Origin of the sequence: Halobaculum limi (assembly GCF_029490015.1) — an archaeon.
Taxonomy (GTDB): Archaea; Halobacteriota; Halobacteria; order Halobacteriales; family Haloferacaceae; genus Halobaculum; species Halobaculum limi.
This window is the reverse complement of the sequence record NZ_CP120468.1, coordinates 423,821-445,116: the sequence shown is the minus strand read 5'-3', so window position 1 is coordinate 445,116 and position 21,296 is coordinate 423,821. Positions and strand designations below refer to the sequence as shown.

General features: G+C 65.5%; 22 protein-coding genes. 16 read left to right on the top strand and 6 right to left on the bottom strand.

Annotated features, from left to right (window positions below):
• The first annotated feature begins 35 nt into the window (after positions 1-35).
• A complete protein-coding gene (engB, locus tag P0D77_RS02240) occupies positions 36-659 on the top strand; it encodes a GTP-binding protein EngB (protein ID WP_277554534.1) in 624 nt (207 codons plus the stop codon).
• A gap of 102 nt (positions 660-761) precedes the next feature.
• Positions 762-2,240 (top strand): RecJ family nuclease, encoded by a 1,479-nt coding sequence (recJ, locus tag P0D77_RS02235; protein WP_277554531.1) that lies wholly within the window; start codon positions 762-764, stop codon positions 2,238-2,240.
• 57 nt (positions 2,241-2,297) lie between these two features.
• On the opposite strand, the gene P0D77_RS02230 is transcribed toward recJ, so the two are convergent.
• The gene (locus P0D77_RS02230) at positions 2,298-2,876 is read right to left on the bottom strand and encodes a response regulator transcription factor (RefSeq protein ID WP_277554530.1); all 579 of its coding nucleotides are present in this window, start codon (positions 2,874-2,876) and stop codon (positions 2,298-2,300) included.
• Between the two features lie 216 nt (positions 2,877-3,092).
• Between P0D77_RS02230 and P0D77_RS02225 the strand changes: the two genes are divergently transcribed.
• The gene (locus P0D77_RS02225) at positions 3,093-3,824 is read left to right on the top strand and encodes an RAD55 family ATPase (protein ID WP_277554529.1); all 732 of its coding nucleotides are present in this window, start codon (positions 3,093-3,095) and stop codon (positions 3,822-3,824) included.
• 44 nt (positions 3,825-3,868) lie between these two features.
• On the opposite strand, the gene P0D77_RS02220 is transcribed toward P0D77_RS02225, so the two are convergent.
• On the bottom strand, positions 3,869-4,210 hold the full coding sequence (locus P0D77_RS02220; protein ID WP_277554528.1) for a helix-turn-helix domain-containing protein: 342 nt from the start codon (positions 4,208-4,210) through the stop codon (positions 3,869-3,871).
• A 212-nt stretch (positions 4,211-4,422) separates the two neighbouring features.
• Here P0D77_RS02220 and P0D77_RS02215 point away from each other — a divergent pair, with 212 nt between their 5' ends.
• The 12 genes from P0D77_RS02215 (at position 4,423) to arlJ (ending at position 15,659) form a co-directional block, all read left to right on the top strand.
• Positions 4,423-5,016, top strand: a complete 594-nt coding sequence (locus P0D77_RS02215) for a flagellin (RefSeq protein ID WP_277554527.1) — start codon at positions 4,423-4,425, stop codon at positions 5,014-5,016.
• A 2-nt stretch (positions 5,017-5,018) separates the two neighbouring features.
• Positions 5,019-5,624, top strand: coding sequence for a flagellin (locus P0D77_RS02210; RefSeq protein WP_277554526.1), 606 nt, complete (start codon positions 5,019-5,021; stop codon positions 5,622-5,624).
• A 46-nt stretch (positions 5,625-5,670) separates the two neighbouring features.
• Positions 5,671-6,597: a DUF7500 family protein gene (locus tag P0D77_RS02205; protein WP_277554525.1), complete on the top strand. Its 927-nt coding sequence runs from the start codon at positions 5,671-5,673 to the stop codon at positions 6,595-6,597.
• Positions 6,598-6,663: 66 nt separating this feature from the next.
• On the top strand, positions 6,664-7,026 hold the full coding sequence (gene cheY, locus P0D77_RS02200; protein WP_277554524.1) for a chemotaxis protein CheY: 363 nt from the start codon (positions 6,664-6,666) through the stop codon (positions 7,024-7,026).
• 2 nt (positions 7,027-7,028) lie between these two features.
• The gene (locus P0D77_RS02195) at positions 7,029-8,228 is read left to right on the top strand and encodes a chemotaxis protein CheC (protein ID WP_277554523.1); all 1,200 of its coding nucleotides are present in this window, start codon (positions 7,029-7,031) and stop codon (positions 8,226-8,228) included.
• Positions 8,229-8,235: 7 nt separating this feature from the next.
• Positions 8,236-8,772 carry a chemotaxis protein CheD gene (locus P0D77_RS02190; protein ID WP_277554522.1) on the top strand — a complete coding sequence of 179 codons (537 nt, stop codon included), beginning with the start codon at positions 8,236-8,238 and terminating at the stop codon, positions 8,770-8,772.
• Positions 8,773-8,966: 194 nt separating this feature from the next.
• Positions 8,967-10,406 carry a FlaD/FlaE family flagellar protein gene (locus tag P0D77_RS02185; protein ID WP_277554521.1) on the top strand — a complete coding sequence of 480 codons (1,440 nt, stop codon included), beginning with the start codon at positions 8,967-8,969 and terminating at the stop codon, positions 10,404-10,406.
• The gene (gene arlF, locus P0D77_RS02180; RefSeq protein ID WP_277554520.1) at positions 10,390-10,824 is read left to right on the top strand and encodes an archaellum stator protein ArlF; all 435 of its coding nucleotides are present in this window, start codon (positions 10,390-10,392) and stop codon (positions 10,822-10,824) included. The genes P0D77_RS02185 and arlF overlap by 17 nt, the downstream gene beginning before the upstream one ends.
• A gap of 1 nt (position 10,825) precedes the next feature.
• Positions 10,826-11,278 carry an archaellum stator protein ArlG gene (arlG, locus tag P0D77_RS02175; protein WP_277554519.1) on the top strand — a complete coding sequence of 151 codons (453 nt, stop codon included), beginning with the start codon at positions 10,826-10,828 and terminating at the stop codon, positions 11,276-11,278.
• A 4-nt stretch (positions 11,279-11,282) separates the two neighbouring features.
• A complete protein-coding gene (arlH, locus tag P0D77_RS02170) occupies positions 11,283-12,041 on the top strand; it encodes an archaellum protein ArlH (RefSeq protein ID WP_277554518.1) in 759 nt (252 codons plus the stop codon).
• A 192-nt stretch (positions 12,042-12,233) separates the two neighbouring features.
• Complete coding sequence (gene flaI, locus P0D77_RS02165) at positions 12,234-13,901, top strand: archaellum flagellar ATPase motor FlaI (RefSeq protein WP_277554516.1); 1,668 nt, start codon at positions 12,234-12,236, stop codon at positions 13,899-13,901.
• A gap of 9 nt (positions 13,902-13,910) precedes the next feature.
• The gene (arlJ, locus tag P0D77_RS02160; RefSeq protein ID WP_277554515.1) at positions 13,911-15,659 is read left to right on the top strand and encodes an archaellar assembly protein ArlJ/FlaJ; all 1,749 of its coding nucleotides are present in this window, start codon (positions 13,911-13,913) and stop codon (positions 15,657-15,659) included.
• Positions 15,660-16,223: 564 nt separating this feature from the next.
• On the opposite strand, the gene P0D77_RS02155 is transcribed toward arlJ, so the two are convergent.
• The 3 genes from P0D77_RS02155 to P0D77_RS02145 form a co-directional block, all read right to left on the bottom strand.
• Positions 16,224-18,071 carry a carbon starvation CstA family protein gene (locus tag P0D77_RS02155; protein WP_277554514.1) on the bottom strand — a complete coding sequence of 616 codons (1,848 nt, stop codon included), beginning with the start codon at positions 18,069-18,071 and terminating at the stop codon, positions 16,224-16,226.
• 213 nt (positions 18,072-18,284) lie between these two features.
• Positions 18,285-19,265, bottom strand: coding sequence for an ArsA family ATPase (locus P0D77_RS02150; RefSeq protein ID WP_277554512.1), 981 nt, complete (start codon positions 19,263-19,265; stop codon positions 18,285-18,287).
• 11 nt (positions 19,266-19,276) lie between these two features.
• Positions 19,277-19,633: a DUF7990 family protein gene (locus tag P0D77_RS02145; protein ID WP_277554511.1), complete on the bottom strand. Its 357-nt coding sequence runs from the start codon at positions 19,631-19,633 to the stop codon at positions 19,277-19,279.
• A 115-nt stretch (positions 19,634-19,748) separates the two neighbouring features.
• On the opposite strand from P0D77_RS02145, the gene P0D77_RS02140 reads away from it, so the two are divergent.
• Positions 19,749-21,011 (top strand): CobW family GTP-binding protein, encoded by a 1,263-nt coding sequence (locus tag P0D77_RS02140; protein WP_277554510.1) that lies wholly within the window; start codon positions 19,749-19,751, stop codon positions 21,009-21,011.
• A gap of 13 nt (positions 21,012-21,024) precedes the next feature.
• Here the strand turns inward: P0D77_RS02140 and P0D77_RS02135 are convergent, their stop codons facing one another.
• A complete protein-coding gene (locus P0D77_RS02135) occupies positions 21,025-21,246 on the bottom strand; it encodes a hypothetical protein (protein ID WP_277554509.1) in 222 nt (73 codons plus the stop codon).
• Between the last annotated feature and the right edge of the window lie 50 nt (positions 21,247-21,296).

The window sequence follows — 21,296 nt, the reverse complement described above, 5'->3', positions numbered from 1 at the left end:
CGCCGCTTATCCGCCGTCGCGGTCCTCTCTCTGGTATGACTTTCGAGGGACGACCCGACCGCGACGCCGAGGTCGTACTCGTCGGGCGGTCGAACGTCGGCAAGTCGACGCTGATGCGCGAGTTGACCGGCCACGACTTCACGACGGGGAAGAAACCGGGCGTCACGCGGTCTCCCAACCACTTCGACTGGGCCCCGCAGTCGTTTATGTTCACCGACCTCCCCGGATTCGGGTTCATGAGCGGCGTTGAGGAGGACGCCCGCGAGGCAATCAAGACGGATGTGGTCCGGTACATCGAGGACAACGCCGACTCCATCATCGCGGGCGTCCTCGTCGTCGACGGGAAAGCCGTCATCGACATCATCGACCGCCACAGCGCCGAGGGCGACATCCCCCACGACGTGGAGATGTTCGGCTTCCTGCAGGACGTCGACGTCGCGCCCGTCGTCGCGGTGAATAAGATGGACAAGGTGGACGACCGCGACGAACGACTGAACGAGTTGTGTGAGCGCCTCGGTCTCTACCCACCGTGGCAGCAGTGGGACGACACCATCGCGCCCATCACGGCCAAGAAGGGATCTATCGAACCGCTGCAGGCGGCGCTGCGGACCCACTTTCGCGAGGCGAAACGCGACGACCTCCTCCAGTTCGTGAAGTAGCGCGGCCGGCGAGTCGCCGGCCACCCTGTCGCTTGGGCATCGCTCACGACGCCCGCGGAGTACGAGTGTTTATGCCGTGGACCGCCTCATCCACCGACAGTAATGGCGAGCGCCGATGCCGACGGGGACGCGGACGAATCGACGGACGGAGCCGACGGCTTCCCCGTCCCGGAACTCCGCGAGCGTGCGGAGGCGTGTGCCACCAGACTCCGTGAGGCCGAGACGTTCCTGTTGTGTTCGCACATCGACGCCGACGGCCTGACGAGCGCCGCCGTCGCCACCGCGGCGTTCGAGCGCGCGGGCTTCGACTTCGAGACGGCGTTCTTCAAGCAACTCGACGCCGAGACCGTCGCGCGCATCGCGGCCACCGACTACGACGTCGTCTGTTTCACCGACTTCGGGAGCGGGCAACTCGACGTCATCGCGCCACACGAGGAGGCGGGCGACTTCGTCCCCGTCATCGCTGACCACCACCAGCCTGCGGACGCGGAGACCGAGTACCACCTGAACCCCCTGCTGGAGGGCCTCGACGGCGCGAGTGAGTTGTCGGGCGCGGGGGCCGCCTACCTCCTCGCGCGGGCGCTCGGCGACGCCACCGGCACGGACAACCGCGACCTCGCGGCGCTCGCCGTCGTTGGCGCAGTCGGAGACATGCAGGACGGCGAGGGTGGCCTCTCCGGGGCGAACGAGGCGCTCGTCGCCGACGCCGTCGACGCGGGCGCACTCGCGGAGGTGACCGACCTGGCGTTGTACGGCCGACAGACGCGGCCGCTCCCGAAACTCTTGGAGTACGCGAGTGAGGCGCGAATTCCGGGTATCTCGAACGACGAGGCGGGCAGCATCGAGTTCCTCTCGGAGTTAGACGTGCCGATGAAAGACGGCGACGGCGAGTGGCGGCGCTGGGTCGACCTGGACGCCGACGAGCGCCAGACGGTCGCGAGTGCCCTCATCCGCCGCGCCGTCTCCTCGGGCGTCCCCAGCGAGCGAATCGACTCGCTCGTCGGGGCGACGTACGTCCTCGCCGACGAGGAACCTGGCACGGAACTGCGCGACGTGAGCGAGTTCTCCACCCTGCTCAACGCGACCGCGCGGTACGAACGCGCTGACGTCGGCCTCGCGGTGTGTCTCGGCGACCGCGGGGCAGCGCTCGACCGCGCCCGAACGCTGCTTCGCAACCACCGACGCAACCTCTCGGAGGGGCTCCAGTGGGTCACCACTGAGGGCGTCGAACGCGAGGACAACGTCCAGTGGTTCGACGCGGGCACGCGCATCCGCGAGACCATCGTCGGCATCGTCGCGGGGATGGCCGTCGGCGCGGACGGCATCTCTGCCCAGAAACCCATCGTCGCGTTCGCGGACGCCGGCGACGGCGAGACGAAAGTCTCTGCGCGGGGGAGTGAGTTCCTCGTGGGCAAGGGCCTCGACCTCTCGGCGGCGATGCGAGAGGCCAGCAACGCGGTCGGCGGCGACGGCGGCGGACACGACGTGGCCGCGGGGGCGACCATCCCCGCCGACCGCCGCGACGACTTCCTCGCGGCGGTCGACCGAATCATCGGCGAGCAGTTGGACGATGACGAGTAGCCGGCGCTGTCGGGCGAGGAGTGTAGTGGAAGACGAGCCGTGGCGTCCGCGTCCGGCTTACGCCGACTCGGAGGACGACGTCGACCCCATCTCGCGGAACAACATACGGTAGTCGTCCGGCGAGAACGCCGACGCGAGGTCGTCAAGGTCGGACTGTAGGGTGTCGATGTCGGAGAGCAACTCCTCGTACTCGGGCGACGAGCGGAGTTCGGCGGGCGTGCGCTCGGCTTCGAGGACGGCGCGCTTCGTCACCAGCGAGGCGGTGCGCTGGAGCGTGTCGTCGTACTGTGCCCGTGTGTCGAGGCGTTTGACGGCCGACTGGATGTCGTCGCGCGTGGCCGGCTTCACGAGATACAGGTCGAAGCCCATCTCGACGATGTCGACGTCTGGTTCGACCGCAGTGACCATCGCAACTCGACAGTCGAGGTCACGGTCGCGAATCTCTGCGAGCACCTCCGACCCGGAGGTGTCGGGGAGACGGCGGTCGAGGAGGACTGCGTCGGTGTTCCCGTCGACAAGGTCCAACGCTTCCTCGCCGGTGGTAGCCACCGACACGTCGTACTCACCCGCAAGGTAGCCTCGGTACAGTTGGGCTACCTCGGGTTCGTCTTCGACGATGAGCACGCGCCGTGTCACCAACGCTCCCCTCCCGCGTGCTCGAAACCGCCCTCGGTCATATTGGTGAACCTGCGTCGTTTGCGCTTAAAACTATCGCACCAACAACTGGCAGTGCTCCGTGCGCGCCTCGATCACCTCCTCGTGCGGCGGTCGCAGTCATATTGGCGACACGATCGCTGTGATGGCGACGCCACGGCGGAACCGTTTTCAGATATGAGGACGCCGGATACTGACATGGTAGACACGATTCCGACCGGGGTCGACGGCCTCGACTCCATTCTCAACGGTGGGCTCGTCGAGAACGCGACGGTGTTGGTGAGCGGAAACCCCGGGACGGGGAAGTCGCTGTTCGGCATCCAGTATCTCTACGATGGGGTCAGAGACCACGACGAGAACGGCATCTACATCTCCTTCGAGGAGAACGAGGAGGACATCCGGCAGGCGGCCGAGTCCATCGGCTTCGACCAGTGGGGTGAGTTCGTCGACGAGGGGCGGATCAAGGTGTACGACAAGCAGCATATGCTTCGCGAAGGCGACTTCTCGTCGGCGCTGGAGACGCTGCTCGAAGACTTCGCTGACGCCGCATCGGACCGCCTGGTGCTGGATTCGCTGACGATGTTCTCGCTGTTCTTCGACGACGAGAAGGAGAAGCGGACGTACCTGCTGAAGTTCTCGGACATCCTGAAGCAGAACGGCCTCACCTCGTTGCTCATCAACGAACAGGGCGCGGTGTTTCCCGAGACGGAGATCGGACTGGAGAACTTCCTCACCGACGGGAACATCTACTTCATCCAGACGCCGACCGACTCGGGCGTCAACCGCTACGTCTGGGTGGCGAAGATGCGTAAACAGGACATCGACACCGACATCTTCCCGATGGAGATCGCCGAGGGCGGCATCAAAGTGTACGAGCGTGCGGGCGGGTTCTCGATGATGGGTCGCGACGGACCGGACCAGGGGTTCTGAACCGACGAGCGACCTCGCTTCCACGCTGCCGCGCGTCGATCGGTTTAGCCGTCGGTCATCGTCCGCCACACGTCGTCGAGTTTGTTCTTCACCTCGGAGCGCTCCTCCAACTCGACGGTCAAGCCGTCGCGGAACGTGACCGAGATGCCGTCGACGCTCCGACGGTACACCTTGATTCGTCGGTGCTCGTCGGAGAGCGGGCGGTCGTGTAGTTCCAACAGTTCCGTGTCCTCGAGTTCGTTGATCCGGCGGTAGCAGGTGGCGATCGGCACGCCGAGTTGATCGGATAGCTCCTGTGCCGATTTTGGCTCGCCCGCCGCGTCGAGGATCTCGGGGTTGTACTTGTTCCCCAGTACCTCGATGATGGCCTCGTCGTCCGCAGGCATAGATCTCAATACTGATTGTACCCCTCATAAGGGTACCGCCTCTTCGCCGTCCATTCTGGCGAATTCACACGATCTCGGACTGGTTCTCCGTTTCGATACTTTCGCGCAGAATATCAAATTCGAAATTCAGCGGCGAGGATTTATTGAGTATTTGTGTGTTTTCGGTCACAGCGCCCGCCCCACGGTCGGGTCGGGACCGAGAGAACCAGACAATGTTCGAGTTCATTACGGACGAGGAAGAACGCGGTCAGGTCGGTATCGGGACACTCATCGTGTTCATCGCGATGGTGCTCGTAGCGGCGATCGCTGCGGGTGTCCTGATCAACACCGCGGGCTTCCTCCAGAGCAAGTCGCAGGAAACGGGTCAACAGAGTAGTAAGCAGGTCAGTAATCGCCTGCAGGAGGTCGTCACCACCGGGAACGTCGATGGAACACAGATCGACTACGTGAACGTGACGGTGACGCTGGCACCGGGAGCCGGCGAGATCGACCTCTCGAACGCGACGATCAACTGGATCGGACCGCAGGGGACCGAGACGCTGACGCACAACACCACCGCCGAGGCGTCGTCGGGCGCGTACTTCAACACCTCCGCGGTGAAGAACACCGACTCGGACACGACTGTCCTCAACGACGCGGACGATCGCTTCAACATCGAGTTCGACCTCGGTACGAGCGAGAACCCGTCCGCACTCGATGAGGGCGACGAAGTCACGATCAAGGTCAACACGATGTCGGGCGCGACGACGACGATTCGGTTCACGGTGCCCGAGTCGCTCGGTCAGAAGAGCGCGGTCGAACTGTAACGATGTTCGAGTTCATCACCGACGAAGAAGAGCGGGGTCAGGTCGGTATCGGGACACTCATCGTGTTCATCGCGATGGTGCTCGTGGCGGCGATCGCCGCCGGCGTCCTGGTCAACACCGCGGGCTTCCTCCAGAGCAAAGCCCAGGAGACGGGGCAACAGAGCAGTAAGCAGGTCAGCAATCGCCTGCAGGAGGTCGCGACGGTCGGGAACGTCACCGAGGACGGCAGTGGGCCGTACATCGACGCGGTCAACGTGACGGTCACGCAGGCGCCCGGCGCCGGCGAGATCGACCTCGAGAACGCCACTGTCACCTGGATCGGTCCCGACGGCACGTTCCTGCTCAACCACGCAAACGCGAGTCAGAGCGTCGACGACAGCTTCGACACCTCGGAGATCAAGAACGTCGACGGGTCACCGACCGTCCTCGACGACCCGGACGACCGACTCTCCATCAACTTCGACCTCAGCTCCGGCAGCGACCAGCCGAGCGTGCTGGAGGAGGGCGACGAGGTGACGATCAAGATCAACACGCGGGCCGGTTCGACGACCACGATCCGGTTCACGGTGCCCGAGTCGCTCGGGCAACAGCAGGGCGTCGAACTGTAAACTCGGCCGCCCACACTTTTTAGCGCACACCACCGAACAGCGTAGCATGAGCGACGACGCACCGCGCGGCAACCCTGGCGTCGACCCCGACGACCTCGATATCTCGAAGAGCGAGTACGTCCGCGAACTCGGGGACGACCGCTACGTCGTCTCGCCGGGGCGTCGCCCGCCGCCCGTCCCGCAGGAGTCGGACGTCGACGGCGACGCCCCCGAGCGTCGCCCCACCGACTCGTTACCGAGCGCCGACGACGTTCGCGAGGGATTGGCCCCCGAAGACGCCCAACCATCGTCGTCGACGGACAGACGCCGGCGTGAGTCGTCACGTCCTGCTGATTCGTCGTCTCCCGAGAGTCAGTCGTCATCTGCCGATGCTGCACCGGCGTCTCGGGAGTCTCCGCGACAGCCGAGCGGACCCGCCGGAAGTGACGACGGACTTCCGACCGATCCGACGGCCAGCAGTGGCGACGACGCCGCCGCGAGTGACTCGACGGCGACCCAGTCGGCCGACCCGTCGACGAGCGCCGACCGACCGACCGAGGGAACGTCGGACCGCCCCGCCTCTCACGAGCGACGGGGTGCGCCGCGGGGTGGCGGCGACGCCACCGGAGCGCCCGTCGACCTCGATGCCGGTGCGGTGGGTCAGTGGCTCGCGGCCTCACTCGCGGACACGGAGTTCTCCTACGGCTTCGACGCGACGCTGTCGCTCGACGGTCGGACGGCCCGCCATCGGATGGCCTCTGACGACGTCGGCGAGACGTTCGAGACGCTCGTGACGTGGTTCGCGGACGCCGCCGGCGGCGACACGCCGCCCGAAGACGCGCTCGGCATCCTCCTCGCCGGGATGGACGAGGGACCGCGCATCCCGCCCAACGCGGTTCGTGCCGCGCTCGCGAGACTGGGCCTCTCCCGCGACGACACCGTCGAGGACCTCCTGACGGCGCTCGACCGCGCCGGTGGACTCCAGTTGAAGTAATCCAGTTTTCATCGCTGATAGCCTCGGGGGAGCGTTTATCTTGATTCCAGAGGCGATACCTGCTATATGCCGACCAGCGTGCTGATCGCAGACGACTCCGAGTTTATGCGGAACCTCCTCCGAGAGATCCTCGAAGGCGAGTTCGAGATCGTCGGTGAGGCCGAAAACGGCGTTGAGGCGGTCGACCTCTACGGCGAACACGGTCCCGACATCGTGATGATGGACATCGTGATGCCGATCCGCAACGGGATCGAGGCGACCACCGAGATCACCGAGGAGCACCCCGACGCGAACGTCATTATGTGTACGAGCGTCGGGCAAGAAGAGAAGATGAAAGCCGCCATCAAGGCGGGCGCGGAGGGGTACATCACGAAACCGTTCCAGAAGCCGAACGTGCTCGAAGCCATCAACGACGTCGTCCCCGCGTAGGGATGTACGTCGATATCCAGTCGCTGGGGGAGTTCTCTGATCTCGCGAGCCAAGGTGCCGACCGTGCGGCCGACGCACTCGGACAACTGGCGGACGCGAACGTGTACGTCGACGTCACCGACGTGACGCTGATGGCCGCGGGCGACCTGCGGGAGGCGTTCGCGGGACGGGAGTTCGTCGGCGTCGAGATCGGACTGGAGGGTGGAATCGCCGGAGAGACCGTGATGGCGTTCGAGTTGGACGCCGCTCGCAACCTCGTGAACCGACTCATCCCCGGCGGCGGCGACGGTGAGTTCGTCCGAAGCGGCGTCACCGAGGCGGGCAACATCATGACCTCGGGGTTCATCGACGGGTGGGCGAACCACCTCGGCGTCGGCATCGATATGACTCCGCCAGCGTACGTCCGCGCGTCGGGGACGGACATCCTCCCGGACGGCGCGTTCGACGACGACCGCAAGGGCGTGTTTATGTTCGAGTCGCAGGTGTCCTCGATGGACGAGGATCTGGAGTTCACCATCTACATGCTCCCCGAGTACGCCGGCTTCACGGATATGCTCGGCCACGACGGTCCCGTCGGCGAGGCGGGCGACGCCGTCCCGGTGAACAAACTGCCGGCGTTCAACCGGATGACGAAGGAGGGTGCCTCGTCGGCGGCCGACAACATCACGATGATGACGGGCACCGAGACCGACGTCGAGGTGTCGCGGCTCCGGTTCGTCCCCGTACAGGACGTCCCGTCGGAACTAGGTAAGGAGACAGTCGCCGGGACGGTCTTCGAACTCCACGGCGACCCGAGCGGCTACCTCGCTATTCTCTTCGACGAGGCGTCGGCCGAGGAAGTCGCCGGAGGGATGATTCCCACCGAGACCGAACCCGGAATCGGCGATATGGAGAAGGGAGCGCTCCGGGAACTGGGCAACATTATGACCTCGGGGTTCATCGACGGGTGGGCGAACGTCCTCGGGACGAGCATCGAACACACGCCGCCGCAGTTCGTCCACGACATGGGATCGGCGGTGATGAGTCCGCTCGTCAGCCGACTCGGGCAGACGCAAGACCACGCGTTCATCATCGACTCGACGGTCCGTACGCCCGACGGCAACGTCCGGTGTGACATCTACGCGCTGCCCGACCAGCGCGAGTTGGCGGCGGCGTTGGACCGCATCGAACCCGCTGCGACCGACGGCGGCCTCCCCCGGTGAGGGCGCAGTGAGTCCGTCCGACTCGCCGACGGCGGGGTCGAGTGCGTTCTCCACCTCCGACACGCCGGCCACTCGTCGGAAAGTCGGCCTCTCGGACGCGGGCGTCGCCACCGACGGCGAGACGCTCGTCACCAGCGGACTCGGATCTTGTCTCGGAATCGCACTGTACGACCCAACGACCGGCGTCGGTGGACTGCTCCACGCGATGCTTCCCGCCGCCGAAGGGCGCGGCGGCCTCGACCAGAAGTACGTCGTCGAGGGAATCGACACCCTCGTCGGCGACCTCGACGACGCGGGGGCCGACCCGACCGAACTCCGCGCGAAACTCGCGGGTGCCGCCGAGATGATCGAGTTCGACATGGGATCCGACACCGACTCGGTCGGCGCGCGCAACGTCGACGCCGCGGAAGCGGCCCTCGCCAACCGGCAGATTCAGATCGTCGACAGCGACACCGGCGGGAGTCGGGGCCGTTCGCTCCGGTTCGACACCGACACTGGTGCGCTCTCCGTCTCGTACGCGGGTGGCGAGACGACGGTTCTGTAACGTCACCGCCCGACTGGCCCGTTCGAGCCATACTCGTTTGAGTCGTTTTTCGCTGTTTCCGGCGGCTGAGCGGTCGCAGCGCTGTCGTAGCCAGCGTCAGTCTCGCCGCTGTCGGCGTCGTTCGCAGGCAACTGTTATCGCCCGCGATAATCCGCGGGGAGGCTTTATGGTTCGTTCGGAGGTGTATCGCGGTAATGGGTCTCCTCACCGCACTATCGGGAGCGGGCATCGGATGGGCCCCGGGGATGGAAACGGGACTGCTGGTCTCGTTCGGTCTCCTGGGCGCCAGCCTGCTCGATCGCTTCCGCGACGGCGACGACGGACCCGGGGACGTCGACGACGGCGACGACGATCTGCTCGGTGGCGACGACGGTGCCTTCGGCGGCGGCGGAGGCGGCGACGACGACCTCGGCGACCTCGGAGGAATGGACGACTGGGACGACGACGACCCCTTCGGTGGCGACGACGGCGGCGGTGACGACGGCGTCGCCGAACTCGAGAAGCGGGTCGACGACCTCGAAAACGAGGTCGCGAGCCTCTCGTCGACGGTCAACACCGTCCGGTCGGAGAACGAGGAGATCTCCGGCAAGGTCGAGGATATGGGGGAAGACGTCCGGAGCCTCCTCGACATCTACGAGATGGTCACGCGGGGGATCAACCCCTTCGTCGACGACGTACAGGCCAGCGGCGACCTCGGCGGTGACGCCGGCGGCTTCGGCCTGTTCGACGACGCCGGCGGCGAGGAGGAAGCCGAAGAAGACCTCGACGACGACCTCGCGAGCGCCGACGCCGAGGGGTTCTTCGACGAGGATCTGGCAGACGAGGGCTTCGACGACGAGGACGACGAGATGGACGACCTCGACGGCCTCGACGGTCTTGACGACGACCTCGACGACGGATTCGACGAGATGGACGAGGAAGAAGCGTTCGACGACGACCTCGACGGCTTCGAGGATGACGACGCGGATGACACCGATACTGACACCATGGCGACTGACAACGGCGGCGGGAAGAGTTTCAGTGAACTGAAAGACGAGTACGAGTCCGGCGACGCCGACTGGGACGACGGCGAAGCAGAGGCGGCCGACGACCCACTCGACGCCCTCGACGCCGACCCGGAGGCCAACGGTCACGACGAGGCGGGCGACCTCGGCTTCGACGATGACCCCGAACCGGAGTCGACGGCCGGCCCGACCGACCCGAGTCGACGCTCGGAGGGCGTGGACGACGACGGTGGCTTCGAGTTCGTCGAGGAAGACGACCTCTCGGAAGAACCAGACAAGCCGTACCTCACCAGCCTGCCGGGCGACTACGTGGGCGACCTGATGGTGATGGAGTGGTTGGAGTTCCTCGTCGAGGAGTCGACCACGACCGACGCGGTCCGCGCTATCAACTACTACGAGCGCGTCGACTGGATCGACGCCGAGGTCGCCGACCAGTTGAAGGGCTTCCTCTCGGGCTTTGGCGACATCGACCGCAACCTGATGGATCGCCCCGGCACCGACCACCTCGACCTGGATCATCACACGCGCTCGCTCAAGTACATCATGCAGTTGACCGACGCCACGGCCGAATCGGTCGTCATCGACCGGTGGCCACAGCTCTCGGGGGGCATGCATGGGCCTCAGCGTTAGTGCCTCCGCCGGTGTCGTTTTCCTCGGCGTCTTCCTCGCGGTCGGCGTCGCGTACCCCGCCGTCGCGAACGGGTTCGAACAGGTCACCGACGCGCGTCACGACGCCGCCGACCGCGCGCTTGACCGCGCGAACACGGCCGTCGTCGTCCACAACGCGACGTACTACTCCGGGAACTCGACGCTCGTGGTGAACGCCACCAACGACGGCACGACGACGCTCGACGTGAGCGACACGACGCTGTTGGCCGACAACAACGTCACCGACCCGGTCGTGACCGTCGCCGGCAACGACACGACCGACGTGTGGGTCCCCGGCGAGACCGCGCAGTTCGAAGTGTCCCTGACGCCGGAACCGGGCCGGGCACAGGTCGTCGTCGACCACGGCGTCCGCGACGCGTCGACGGTGGTGGTGAACTGAGATGGCGGGTGGGAGCGCCGCCGAACTCATCCTGTTCATCGCAGCCATCGTCATCGCGGCGTCGGTCGCGGGCACCCTCACTAGCGAGGTGGACCGCGTCAGCGACGCCATCTCTGCGAAGTCGCTCGACGTCGCCGGAGAGATCCGTGCGGACACGGAGATAATCTCCGACGCCGGCGCGAGCGTGTACAATCGGTCGGGCAACGAGAACGTCACCATCCACGTCCGTAACACGGGTGCATCGGATCTCCCGGCGGATCCGGGGGCCGTCGACGTCATCCTCGACGGTGCCTACCGAACCGACGTCACTGTCACCCCCGTCGACGGCGGCGAGATGTGGGACCGCGGCGACGTGGTTCGCGTCGAGTTCTCCGCGCCGGACCTGCCGAGCGGCGACCACCGCCTGAAGCTGGTCGTCCGCGGCGACGAGGAAGTGTTCCGCTTCAGGACCTAACACGATGTCACGAGCACAACAGAACACGCTGCTGTCGATCGGACTGCCCGAGCGCGACCAACTGAACAAAGAGATTGGCGGGGGGATCCCCCGCGGCTCTATCGTCCTCTTGGAGGGGGACTACGGGGCCGGGAAGTCGGCACTGTCACAGCGCTTCTCGTACGGCCTCGTCGACGAGGGCGCGAGCGTCACGCTCCTGTCGACGGAGCTGACGGTCTCGGGGTTCATCGATCAGATGTACTCGCTGGGGTACGACGTGACGAAGCCGTTGCTCAACGAGGAACTCCTCTTCCTCGCGGCGGACTTCGACTCCGGCGGCAACTTCTCCGAACAGGACGCCGACCGGATGGAACTGCTCAAGCGCCTGATGGAGGCGGAGGTGATGTGGAACTCCGACGTGATCATCATCGACACGTTCGACTCCATCCTCCGTAACGACCCCACCTTCGAGGCGCTCGTCCGAAACAACGACGAGCGACAGGCCGCACTGGAGATCATATCCTTTTTCCGGGACATGATCTCCAGCGGGAAGGTCATCGTCCTCACCGTCGACCCCTCGGCGGTCGGCGACGACGCTATCGGCCCGTTCCGCTCCATCGCCGACGTGTTCCTCGAACTCCAGATGGTCGAAGTCGGCTCCGACGTGCGCCGCAACATCGCCGTCAAGCGGTTCGCTGGGATGGGGAGTCAAGTCGGTGACTCCATCGGCTTCTCGGTGCGCTCTGGTACTGGCATCGTCATCGAGTCGCGCAGCGTCGCGTAACACGACGCCGCGCCCGTCGTCGCCGCCGCGCCCTCGAGTCTGTTATCGGATGTGATAGTTCGCGGGGAGACTTTATGGGTCGTTCGCAGGTGCGTACTGGTAATGCGTACTACCTCTGCCGGGAGTCAGGGGTCGGTATCGTCTCGCGGTTCGACGACACACGCTGGCCGTGCCAGCGTGGAGGTGTGACCGATGACGGATCAAGGACAGGCCAATCCATCGAGCGAACTGAAGCAGTTGGCGATGAAGCGCCCCCACCTCCGGGAGCACCTGCAGAAGTTCAAGCAGATCACCGGCGAGTTCCCGATGTTCGTCGAAGACATCGAGGGCGAACACGAGGCACGGCGGCCGAACGTCATCTACCCGGTCGGCGGCCCCATCTACTGCCACGTGTACGGCGACTTCGGCCAGGACACGAAGTACTACACCGTCGAGCCGACGCTGTCGGGGGCCGAAGAACAGGTGCTCGACTCGGTGAAGTCGAAACTGCTCCGGCAGAGCGGGCACAAGCCAGCACCCGACGAGGAGTCGGGATACGACGACCTCATCGAGGAGTTGCTGGAGGAGGTCACGGCCGTCACCGAAGAACAGGGCGGCAGCAACGTCCTCTCGAAGGTGCGGAATTTCGGGCGCATCGAGGTGTCGAAACAGACGTACGACAACATCCGCTACCGGCTCAACCGCGACATCGTCGGATTCGGGCCGCTGGAGCCGGTGATGCGCGACCCGGAGAACGAGGACATTCACGTTATCGGACCCAAGGAGTGTCACGTCGACCACGGCGTCTTCGGGATGCTGGAGACGACCGTCGACTTCGGCACGCCACGGGAGTTCGACAACTGGCTACGCAACATGGGCGAGCGGATGGGCGACCCCGTCTCCGACTCCAACCCCATCGTTGACTCGACGCTGCCGGACGGGTCGCGTATCAACATCATCTACTCCGACGACGTCTCCATCAAGGGCTCCTCGCTCACCATCCGCCAGGGCGAGGAGACGCCGCTGTCGATCAACCAGATCACGAACTGGGGGACGCTCAGCCCGGAACTGGCGGCGTATCTCTGGCTGTGTCTGGAGAACGAACAGACGGTGTTCGTCGTCGGCGAGACGGCGTCCGGGAAGACGACGACGCTCAACGCCATCCTCTCGTACATCCCTCGCGACTCGAAGATATACACCGCAGAGGACACCGCCGAGGTCGTTCCGCCACACAGTACGTGGCAGCAACTGCTCACCCGCGAGGGCGACGGCGGCGACTCCAACGACGTGGACATGTTCGACCTCGTCGCCGCGGCCCTCCGCTCGCGCCCCGACTACATCATCGTGGGGGAGGTTCGTGGGGCGGAGGGGCGGATGGCGTTCCAGGCGGCCCAGACGGGCCACCCCGTGATGCTGACGTTCCACGCGTCCGACATCGTCTCGATGATCCAGCGGTTCACCTCCGAACCGATCAACGTTCCCGAGACGTTCATGGACGTTGCCGACGTGGCGCTGTTCCAGAACCGCGTCAAGCAGGGCGATAAGGTGCTTCGCCGGGTCACCTCGGTCCAAGAGATCGAGGGGTACTCCAAGGAGATGGACGGCGTCGTCACCCGACAGGTGTTCGACTGGGACCCCGTGGAAGACGAGATCGTCTTCCGCGGCCGCAACAACTCCTACGTGCTCGAAGAACAGATCGCGACGCTGCTGGGGTACGCCGACACCCGCGACATCTACGACGACCTGAGTTTCCGGGCGGAACTCATCGAGCGGATGATCCAAGAGGGCATCCTCGGCTACCACGAGGTCAACGAGGCCATCACCTCCTTCCAGCGCGACGGCGTCGACGGGCTTCCGTTCGATATGCACCGCGCGACCTGACCGCCACGAATGAGTGCAAACAGCGCGTCGTCGTCGGACTTCTTCCCGGACTCCGCCTCAGAGTTAGTCGCGGACCTGCTGGAGTCGTACGACGCGCTGGAGATGTCGAAGCGGAAGTACGTCGGCTACATCCTGCTCCCAGCGTCGCTGTTCCTCCTCTTGACGCTGGTGGGGGCGGTGCTGCTTCCGCTGCCGCTGACGGTTCGCCTCCCAATTCCGTTGCTCGGAGCGCTCGTGTTCGGGGCGGCCATCTTCTACCCCAAACTGTACCTCAACGGCCGGCAGGTCGCCATCGAGAACCAACTCCACCTCGTGATGACGCACATGACGGTGCTGTCGACGACGAACATCGACCGGATGGAGGTGTTCCGCACGCTCGCCAGCGAAGAGGAGTACGGCGCCGCCGCCGACGAACTCGGGCGGGTCGTCCACCTCGTCGACACGTGGAACCAGTCGCTCGACGACGCCCTCCGTCGCCGGGCGAAAGACGTCCCCTCGGACGTGTTCTCGGACTTCTTCGACCGCCTCGGCTACACCATCGGGGCGGGGCAGTCGCTCGACGAGTTCCTCCTTTCGGAGCAGGACGCCGTCATCCAGAACTACATCACGGTGTACGAGGGGGCACTCGCGAACCTCGAGGTCATGAAGGACCTGTACATGTCGATGATCCTCTCGATGACGTTCGCGCTGGTGTTCGCCATCGTCCTCCCCATCCTCACCGGCGACAACCCCACGCTCACCGTCTCTGCGGTCATCGTCTTGTTCATGCTGGTGCAGTTGGGCTTCTACGTCGTCATCCGGGCGATGTCGCCGCACGACCCCGTCTGGTTCCACTCCGAACAGGGCGCACCCTCGGACTTCCGCCTGTGGCTCAGTTTCACCGTCGGCGTCGTCGGCACCGCCGTCCTAGTCGTGTTCGTCGGCGCGGGCCTGTTCGGTATCGGCCCGGGCCTCCGGGGCCTGCTGTTCTTCCTGACGGACATCCCGCTGGCGATGTACATCTGCGTCCCCATCTCGCCGATGGCGATTACGGGCGTGATGCTCCGACTGGAGGAGCGCAACATCCAGGAACGTGACGGTGAGTTCCCCTCGTTCATCCGGGCGCTGGGGGCCGCCGAGTCCGCGAAGCAGTCGACTACGGGCGACGTGCTCAAGACGCTCCACAAGAAGGACTTCGGCGCGCTCACGCCGTCGATCACCCGCCTGTACCGCCGCCTCAACATCCGGATCAGTTCCGAGGAGGCGTGGTACACGTTCGCGACGGACACGCGCTCGTACCTCGTCCAGAAGTTCTCCGACATGTACCTCGAAGGCCGCTCGATGGGTGGCCGCCCGAAACTGCTTGGCGAACTCATCTCTCAGAATATGAACACCGTCCTCCAACTGCGCGAACAGCGCCAGCAGGCGACGACGACGATGATCGGCCTCCTGTACGGGATCACCTCCGCGTCGGCGTTCGCCTTCTTCATCGGCCTCCAGGTCGTCAGCATCCTCGCGGATCTGTCCCAGCAGTTCAACATCACCAACGCCGGCGGCGTCGGCAAGATCATCTACGCCGGCGTCTACGACATCGCGCTCATCGAGTTCCTGTTGCTCCTCGTCATCCTGTTCAACGCCGTCCTCTCGTCGGTGATGATCCGCACCATCGACGGCGGCAACAAGGCGAACGCGTACCTCCACTTCGTGCTGATGACGTGGCTCGGGTCCGCCGTCGCCATCTTCACCAAGTACCTCGTCAGCAACATCCTCGCGATCTGACGCTCGACGCCAGTCGGTCGGTTCGGTGGCGGCGTCGGCTGGCGCCGACGGCAGATTCGGGTCTGGTGGTGGTGGAGTAGTACGCCGACGCCCGGAGCGACAGTCGACTGTAGGTACCGACCGTTGCACGGAGTCGGCTCACACAGTCGCCTCATTCGCCTCTCGGCTGACGCCGAACGCAACGTCTCCCTGACGAGTTCTCAGGGCTGATTCGCGTCGGGGAACCGTTTAGTACTCCAAGCGAGCAGTCCGAGTACCGGCGGCCACGGGATGCGGGAGGCGGCCGCCGTTGGATCGCGGCCAACCATGGGTAGGGACCTGGTACCCGAGATCCGACCCGTCGTATCGGTTTTTGTCGACACCGTCTGTTCAGTAGACGCGCTCGCATCCACGTCGTCGCTCGCGGCGTGTGTCGAAGGCGCGACGCCGACCGTGGCGTGTCACCGGCGTAGTACGCTCCGTCCGGCGCCGTCACGCACGCATCGCTCCCGAACGGGCTCCGAAAGAAGGAAACCGCAATCGTGCGGCGGTCTGCCCTGCGACCGCCGCCGTTGTCGCCGTGCGTCAGTCGTCGTCGGACGTCCGCCCGCCGTCGGTGGCGACAGCGCCACTCGCCGACCCGCGTGCGTCCTGGATGTTCCGATAGCCGATCATCGCCAGTGACACAGCTAGGTACACCAACACGAGTGCGATCACGATCTGGACGGCCGTCGACGCCTGCGTGGCGAAGCCGACCGTGCCCTCGACGCCCCAGTTGCCCTGGACGAACTTCTGGTAGAAGTTCTGATACAGTGCGAGATACAACAGCGCGACGACCGTCACCGCAGTCATCAGCGCCATCGGGACACCCGTCGAGATGAGTTGCTTGGAGTCGTCCCAGTTGGCGAGCCACACCGTCGCGGTGAGCAGCGCCATCGCGGCGAGCAACTGGTTCGCGCCGCCGAACAGCGGCCAGAGGCTCGACCACGTGCCGGAGGAGACGAGGACGTACCCGCCGACGACTTGGAGGCCCGCAGAGACGTAGCGGTTCGAGGCGGTCTCCTCGACGGTCGTCTCGGGCGTGCCGACGATCTCGTCCATCATGTACCGGCCAAGCCGAACGGCCGTGTCCGTGGAGGTGAGCAGGAAACTCACCAGCACGAGCGCCATGAACGGCGCACCGTAGGCAGCCGGGATGCCGAACGAGGTCAGGATGACGCCGCCACCGGTGGCGAAGTTGGGCAGCGCCTGTCCGATACCGCCGCCGGAGACGGTGATGCCGGCGACGCCGAGCGTCGACAGCGCGACCGTCGCCAGCAGTCCCTCACCGAGCATGCCGCCGTAGCCGATTGCGCGTGCGTCCGTCTCCTTGTTCAGTTGTTTCGCGGTCGTCCCCGAGGAGACCAGCGAGTGGAATCCGGAGATGGTTCCGCACGCGATAGTCACGAACAGCAGCGGGAACAGCGGGAGGCCGTACTCGCCGCCCATAAACCCGCGGAACGCCGGGATGCTCGAGTCGATGACGAGCGGCTGAGAGGACGTCCCCAGCACGGTCCCGACGATGATCGCCACGAGCGCGCCGCCGACACCTGCGTACAGCAGGAACGACGACAGGTAGTCACGCGGCTGGAGCAGCATCCACACCGGGATGACCGACGCGATGAACGCGTACACCATCACGACCGGAATCCACGCCGAGATGTTCGCGTTGATAATCGTCGGCAAGAAGCCGATACCGCCGGTCAGCACCGCGACGCTGGACCCGGCAGCGTTCGTCGCGTCGAACGACCCGGGTGCGACGGCGAGCGGGTACTGGATGCCGACCCAGACGCTGGCGAAGACACCCGCCACGAACGCGACGGTTCCCGGGATGAACGGTCCGTCGAGTTGGTACAGGTAGAACCCGAACGCCAGTGCCAGCGCGATGTACAGGAACGACGCGGTCGCCGCACTCGGGAACGCGTCGAAGACGATGGCCACTACGAGGGCGAACACCGCCACCACCAGGATGATGGTGAGGAACGCGAACCACAACAGCATATTCTTCCCGCGGTCGCCGACGTACTCGCCGATGATGTAGCCGATCGACTTCCCCTCGTGGCGAAGCGACGACGACAGCGAGACGAAGTCGTGGACCGACCCCATCAGGGGGTTGCCGATGGCGATCCACAACAGCGCCGGAACCCAGCCCCACACGACGCCTGCCGTGATGGGCCCGACGATGGGTGCGCCGCCCGCGATGCTCGAATAGTGATGCCCAAGGAGCACCGGCTTCTTCGCCGGAACGTACTCCTGCCCGTCTTCGTACTTGTGCGCTGGCGTCTCACGGTCCCCGTCGAGTTCGACGAACTGAGCGAGATACCGGGAGTACCCGAGGTAGCCCGCGCTGAAGAGCACGAGTACCGCGAGCACCAGCCACATTACTGCCACCATATGTGTTACCTCATCGCAGGCGTGTGTGCAGTGAATATAAAAACATTAGGTTTCCTGTCCTATCTAGCCGGCCACAACCCGTCGCTGACGCCGTTCAACGGCGGATTTCTCTCATCTTGGTATCACTTCGGCGGCGAAATGAACCTAAATCCGTTCTTGAGTACTTTGTGGTTGGCTCGCGCGCGCTCTCGACCGGTCCCGCGCGCCGGTAATTCACTCGGTTTTGGGTAGGTCCGTCGGTGGCGCAGTCTCCACGTCGAGTTCGCCGGCGACCTCGGTGAGGAAGTCGCCTTTCACCTCGGAGACGCGCGTCTGTATCTCTGCGACGACGGGTTGGTCGAACTCCTCGCGGAGGGTCTGGAGGTGTGCCCGTTCGGTCTCGACGCGGTCGCGGAGGTAGCGCGCTCCGCGGCCGTTCTCGTCGTCGTCCGGTGACGGCGTCAGGCGGTTCACGGCGAGTCCCCGGACCGAGAGACCACGGTCGGTGAGGCCGTCGGCCGCGCGGCGAGTCTCTCGGACGGACAACTCGTCGGGGTTGACGACGAGGAAGAACGCCGCGTGGTTGCGCAGGGTGTCGCCGGCGTACTCGAAGAACTCCTTGCGCTCCTGCAAGCGGGCGAGGATCGGGTCGCCCTCCATCACGCGGCGCGGTTCGTTCTTGCCGATGGCGGCCTTCTCGAACAGGTCGATGGACTTCTCGCGTTTGCGCCGCAGGCGGTCGATCCACCCTTCGAGGAAGTCGGGAAGCCCGAGGAGTCGCAGGGTCCCGCCGGTGGGCGAGGTGTCGAACACAACGCGGTCGAACGCCTCGCTCGACTGCATCACGTCGACGAAGCGGTCGAACAGCGCCGCCTCGTACGCGCCGGGCGTCTGGTGGGCCATCTCGATCTGCCGGTCGATCTCGTTGACGAGGGCGGCGCTCACCTGGTCGCCGAGTGCCCGCTTCGTCTCCATCAGGTGGTGTTGCACCTCCTCGTCGGGGTCGATCTCCATCGCCCACAGGCCGTCGCGGCCGTCGACTGCCTGCGGTTCGTCGCCCAGTTGCTGGTCGAACACGTCCGACGTGGAGTGGGCCGGGTCCGTCGACACGACGAGGGTGTCCAGTCCCGCGTCGGCGCATTTCACCGCGTACGCCGCCGACATCGTCGTCTTGCCGACACCGCCTTTCCCGCCGAAGAACACGAATTTCTCCATTGTTGTCTGAGTCAGAAGTGGTACTGTTCGCCCTTTCGTTCGAGCATCGATCCGCGGTTCCACATCCGGCGCTCCCACGCCTCGAACTCCGACTCGAGGTACGGGAGCAGTTCGGCCGTGTAGTAGGAGACGGGCGAGGGGATGCCGAAGGCGTCGGGGAAGCACGCGAGCATAAACGAGTCCTCCTGGTCTTCGGCCTCCTTCTCGACTTTCTCGAACGCCGGGTGGGAGATGAGGCCGTGGTACAGGCCCGCACCCCACTCTCGAAGCACGTCGAGGAAGCGGTCGATACGGTCGGCGAGGGTGGACTCCTCGTCCGTGTCGCCGCCGTCGGTCGCGGCGCGGTCGTCGTCCGGTCGGTCGCTCATTGGCCGTGTGTGTCTCGGTGGCGTGGTTAAGCGTATCCCTCGCCGGCGCTCGGGCGTCGGCGGCGCACGGCTGCGACCAACGAGCACAAGTACCACACCTGCACAGGTGGAGACAATGACGCCCGGACGCGGACTCGGCGGCGGCCCCGGATCGACCGACACCGACGCCATCCCCGTGACGGTGCTCTCGGGGAGTCTCGGCGCGGGAAAGACGACGCTCGTGAACCACCTCCTATCGAACGCCGGCGACCGGGATATCGCCGTCCTCGTCAACGACGTGGGTTCGGTGAACGTCGACTACGACCTCCTGTCCAGCGACGACCTCCCCGCGGTCGGCGTCGCGGAACTGTCCAATGGCTGTATCTGCTGTGAACTGCGCGACGACCTCGAACGCGCGGTCGTCCAACTCGCGGACGGCAAGGAGTTCGACCACCTCGTCGTCGAACCCTCCGGCATCAGCGAACCTGGCCCGGTCGCCAGCCAGTTCACCACCGGTCCCGCCTCCGCCCGCTACCGGATGGACGCGGTCGTGACCGTCCTCGACACGCCGCAGTTCATCGACGCGTTCGCCGGCGAGGAGACGCCCGAACGCCGGGGCGACGCCGACGACGACGCCGCACGCCCCCTCTCAGACCTACTGGTCGAACAGGTCGAGAGTGCCGACGTCGTGCTGTTGAACAAAGCGGACCTGTGTGACGACGCCGAGATCGCGGAAGCGGAGGAACTCGTCCGTGCGCTCCGTCCTGGCGTCGAGACGGTGCGAACCGAACACTCTGCCGCGCCGCTCGACCGAATTCTCGACGTCGACCTGTATCGGAATCGTGACCGCGACAGCGACGACGCGCACGATGCGCACGGCCACGACCACGAGGGCCACGACGACCACGACCACGATGCGCACGACCACGCCCACCCCGACGAGGTGTACGGCGTCTCATCGTTCGTCTACCGCGCACGCCGCCCGTTCCACCCGGAACGTCTCGTCGGATTCCTCTCGGACCTCCCCGAGTCGGTCGTCCGGTCGAAGGGGACGCTGCACGTCGCCGCCGTCGACCAGCGACTCCAGCACAGTCAGGCCGGCCCCTCGGTTCGAGTGGAGGCGGTCGGTCCGTGGGTCGCGGCGATGGACGAGTCGGACCGTGAGTTATATCGCGCGAACCGCGGCGACGACGCCGACTGGCACGACGAGTGGGGCGACCGCCACACAGAACTGGTCGTCATCGGCGTCGACCTCGACGAACCGGCGATCCGCCAGCGACTCGACGACTGCCTGCTCACGGATGCCGAACTGGCGGACGGCATCGAGGTCGACCCAGCCGAGTGGTTCCCGGTGGCGTCGGAGGTGAACGAAGAAGCAGCGGTCGTCTCGCTGTCGTAGTCGCCGGTCGCCGTCAGCAGGCGCACCCAGTCGACCCGGGCGACCGCTCGAACTCCATCTCGTCGCCGCAGTCGGGGCACGACGGTGGCCCCTCGCCCTCGACGTCGAGGTCTAGCAGCCGCTCGTCGCAGTCGTGACACCAGTACGCGCCCGCCGATTCCTCGGTGCCGCCGCCGCGATTCGGCGACTCCGTCGAGGCTTTCAGCGTTTCCGTGATCGTGCCCAACAGTCCCATACGCCGCGTCTCGACCGCCCTCACATAAACACCGGCGCGGGTTCCCGCCG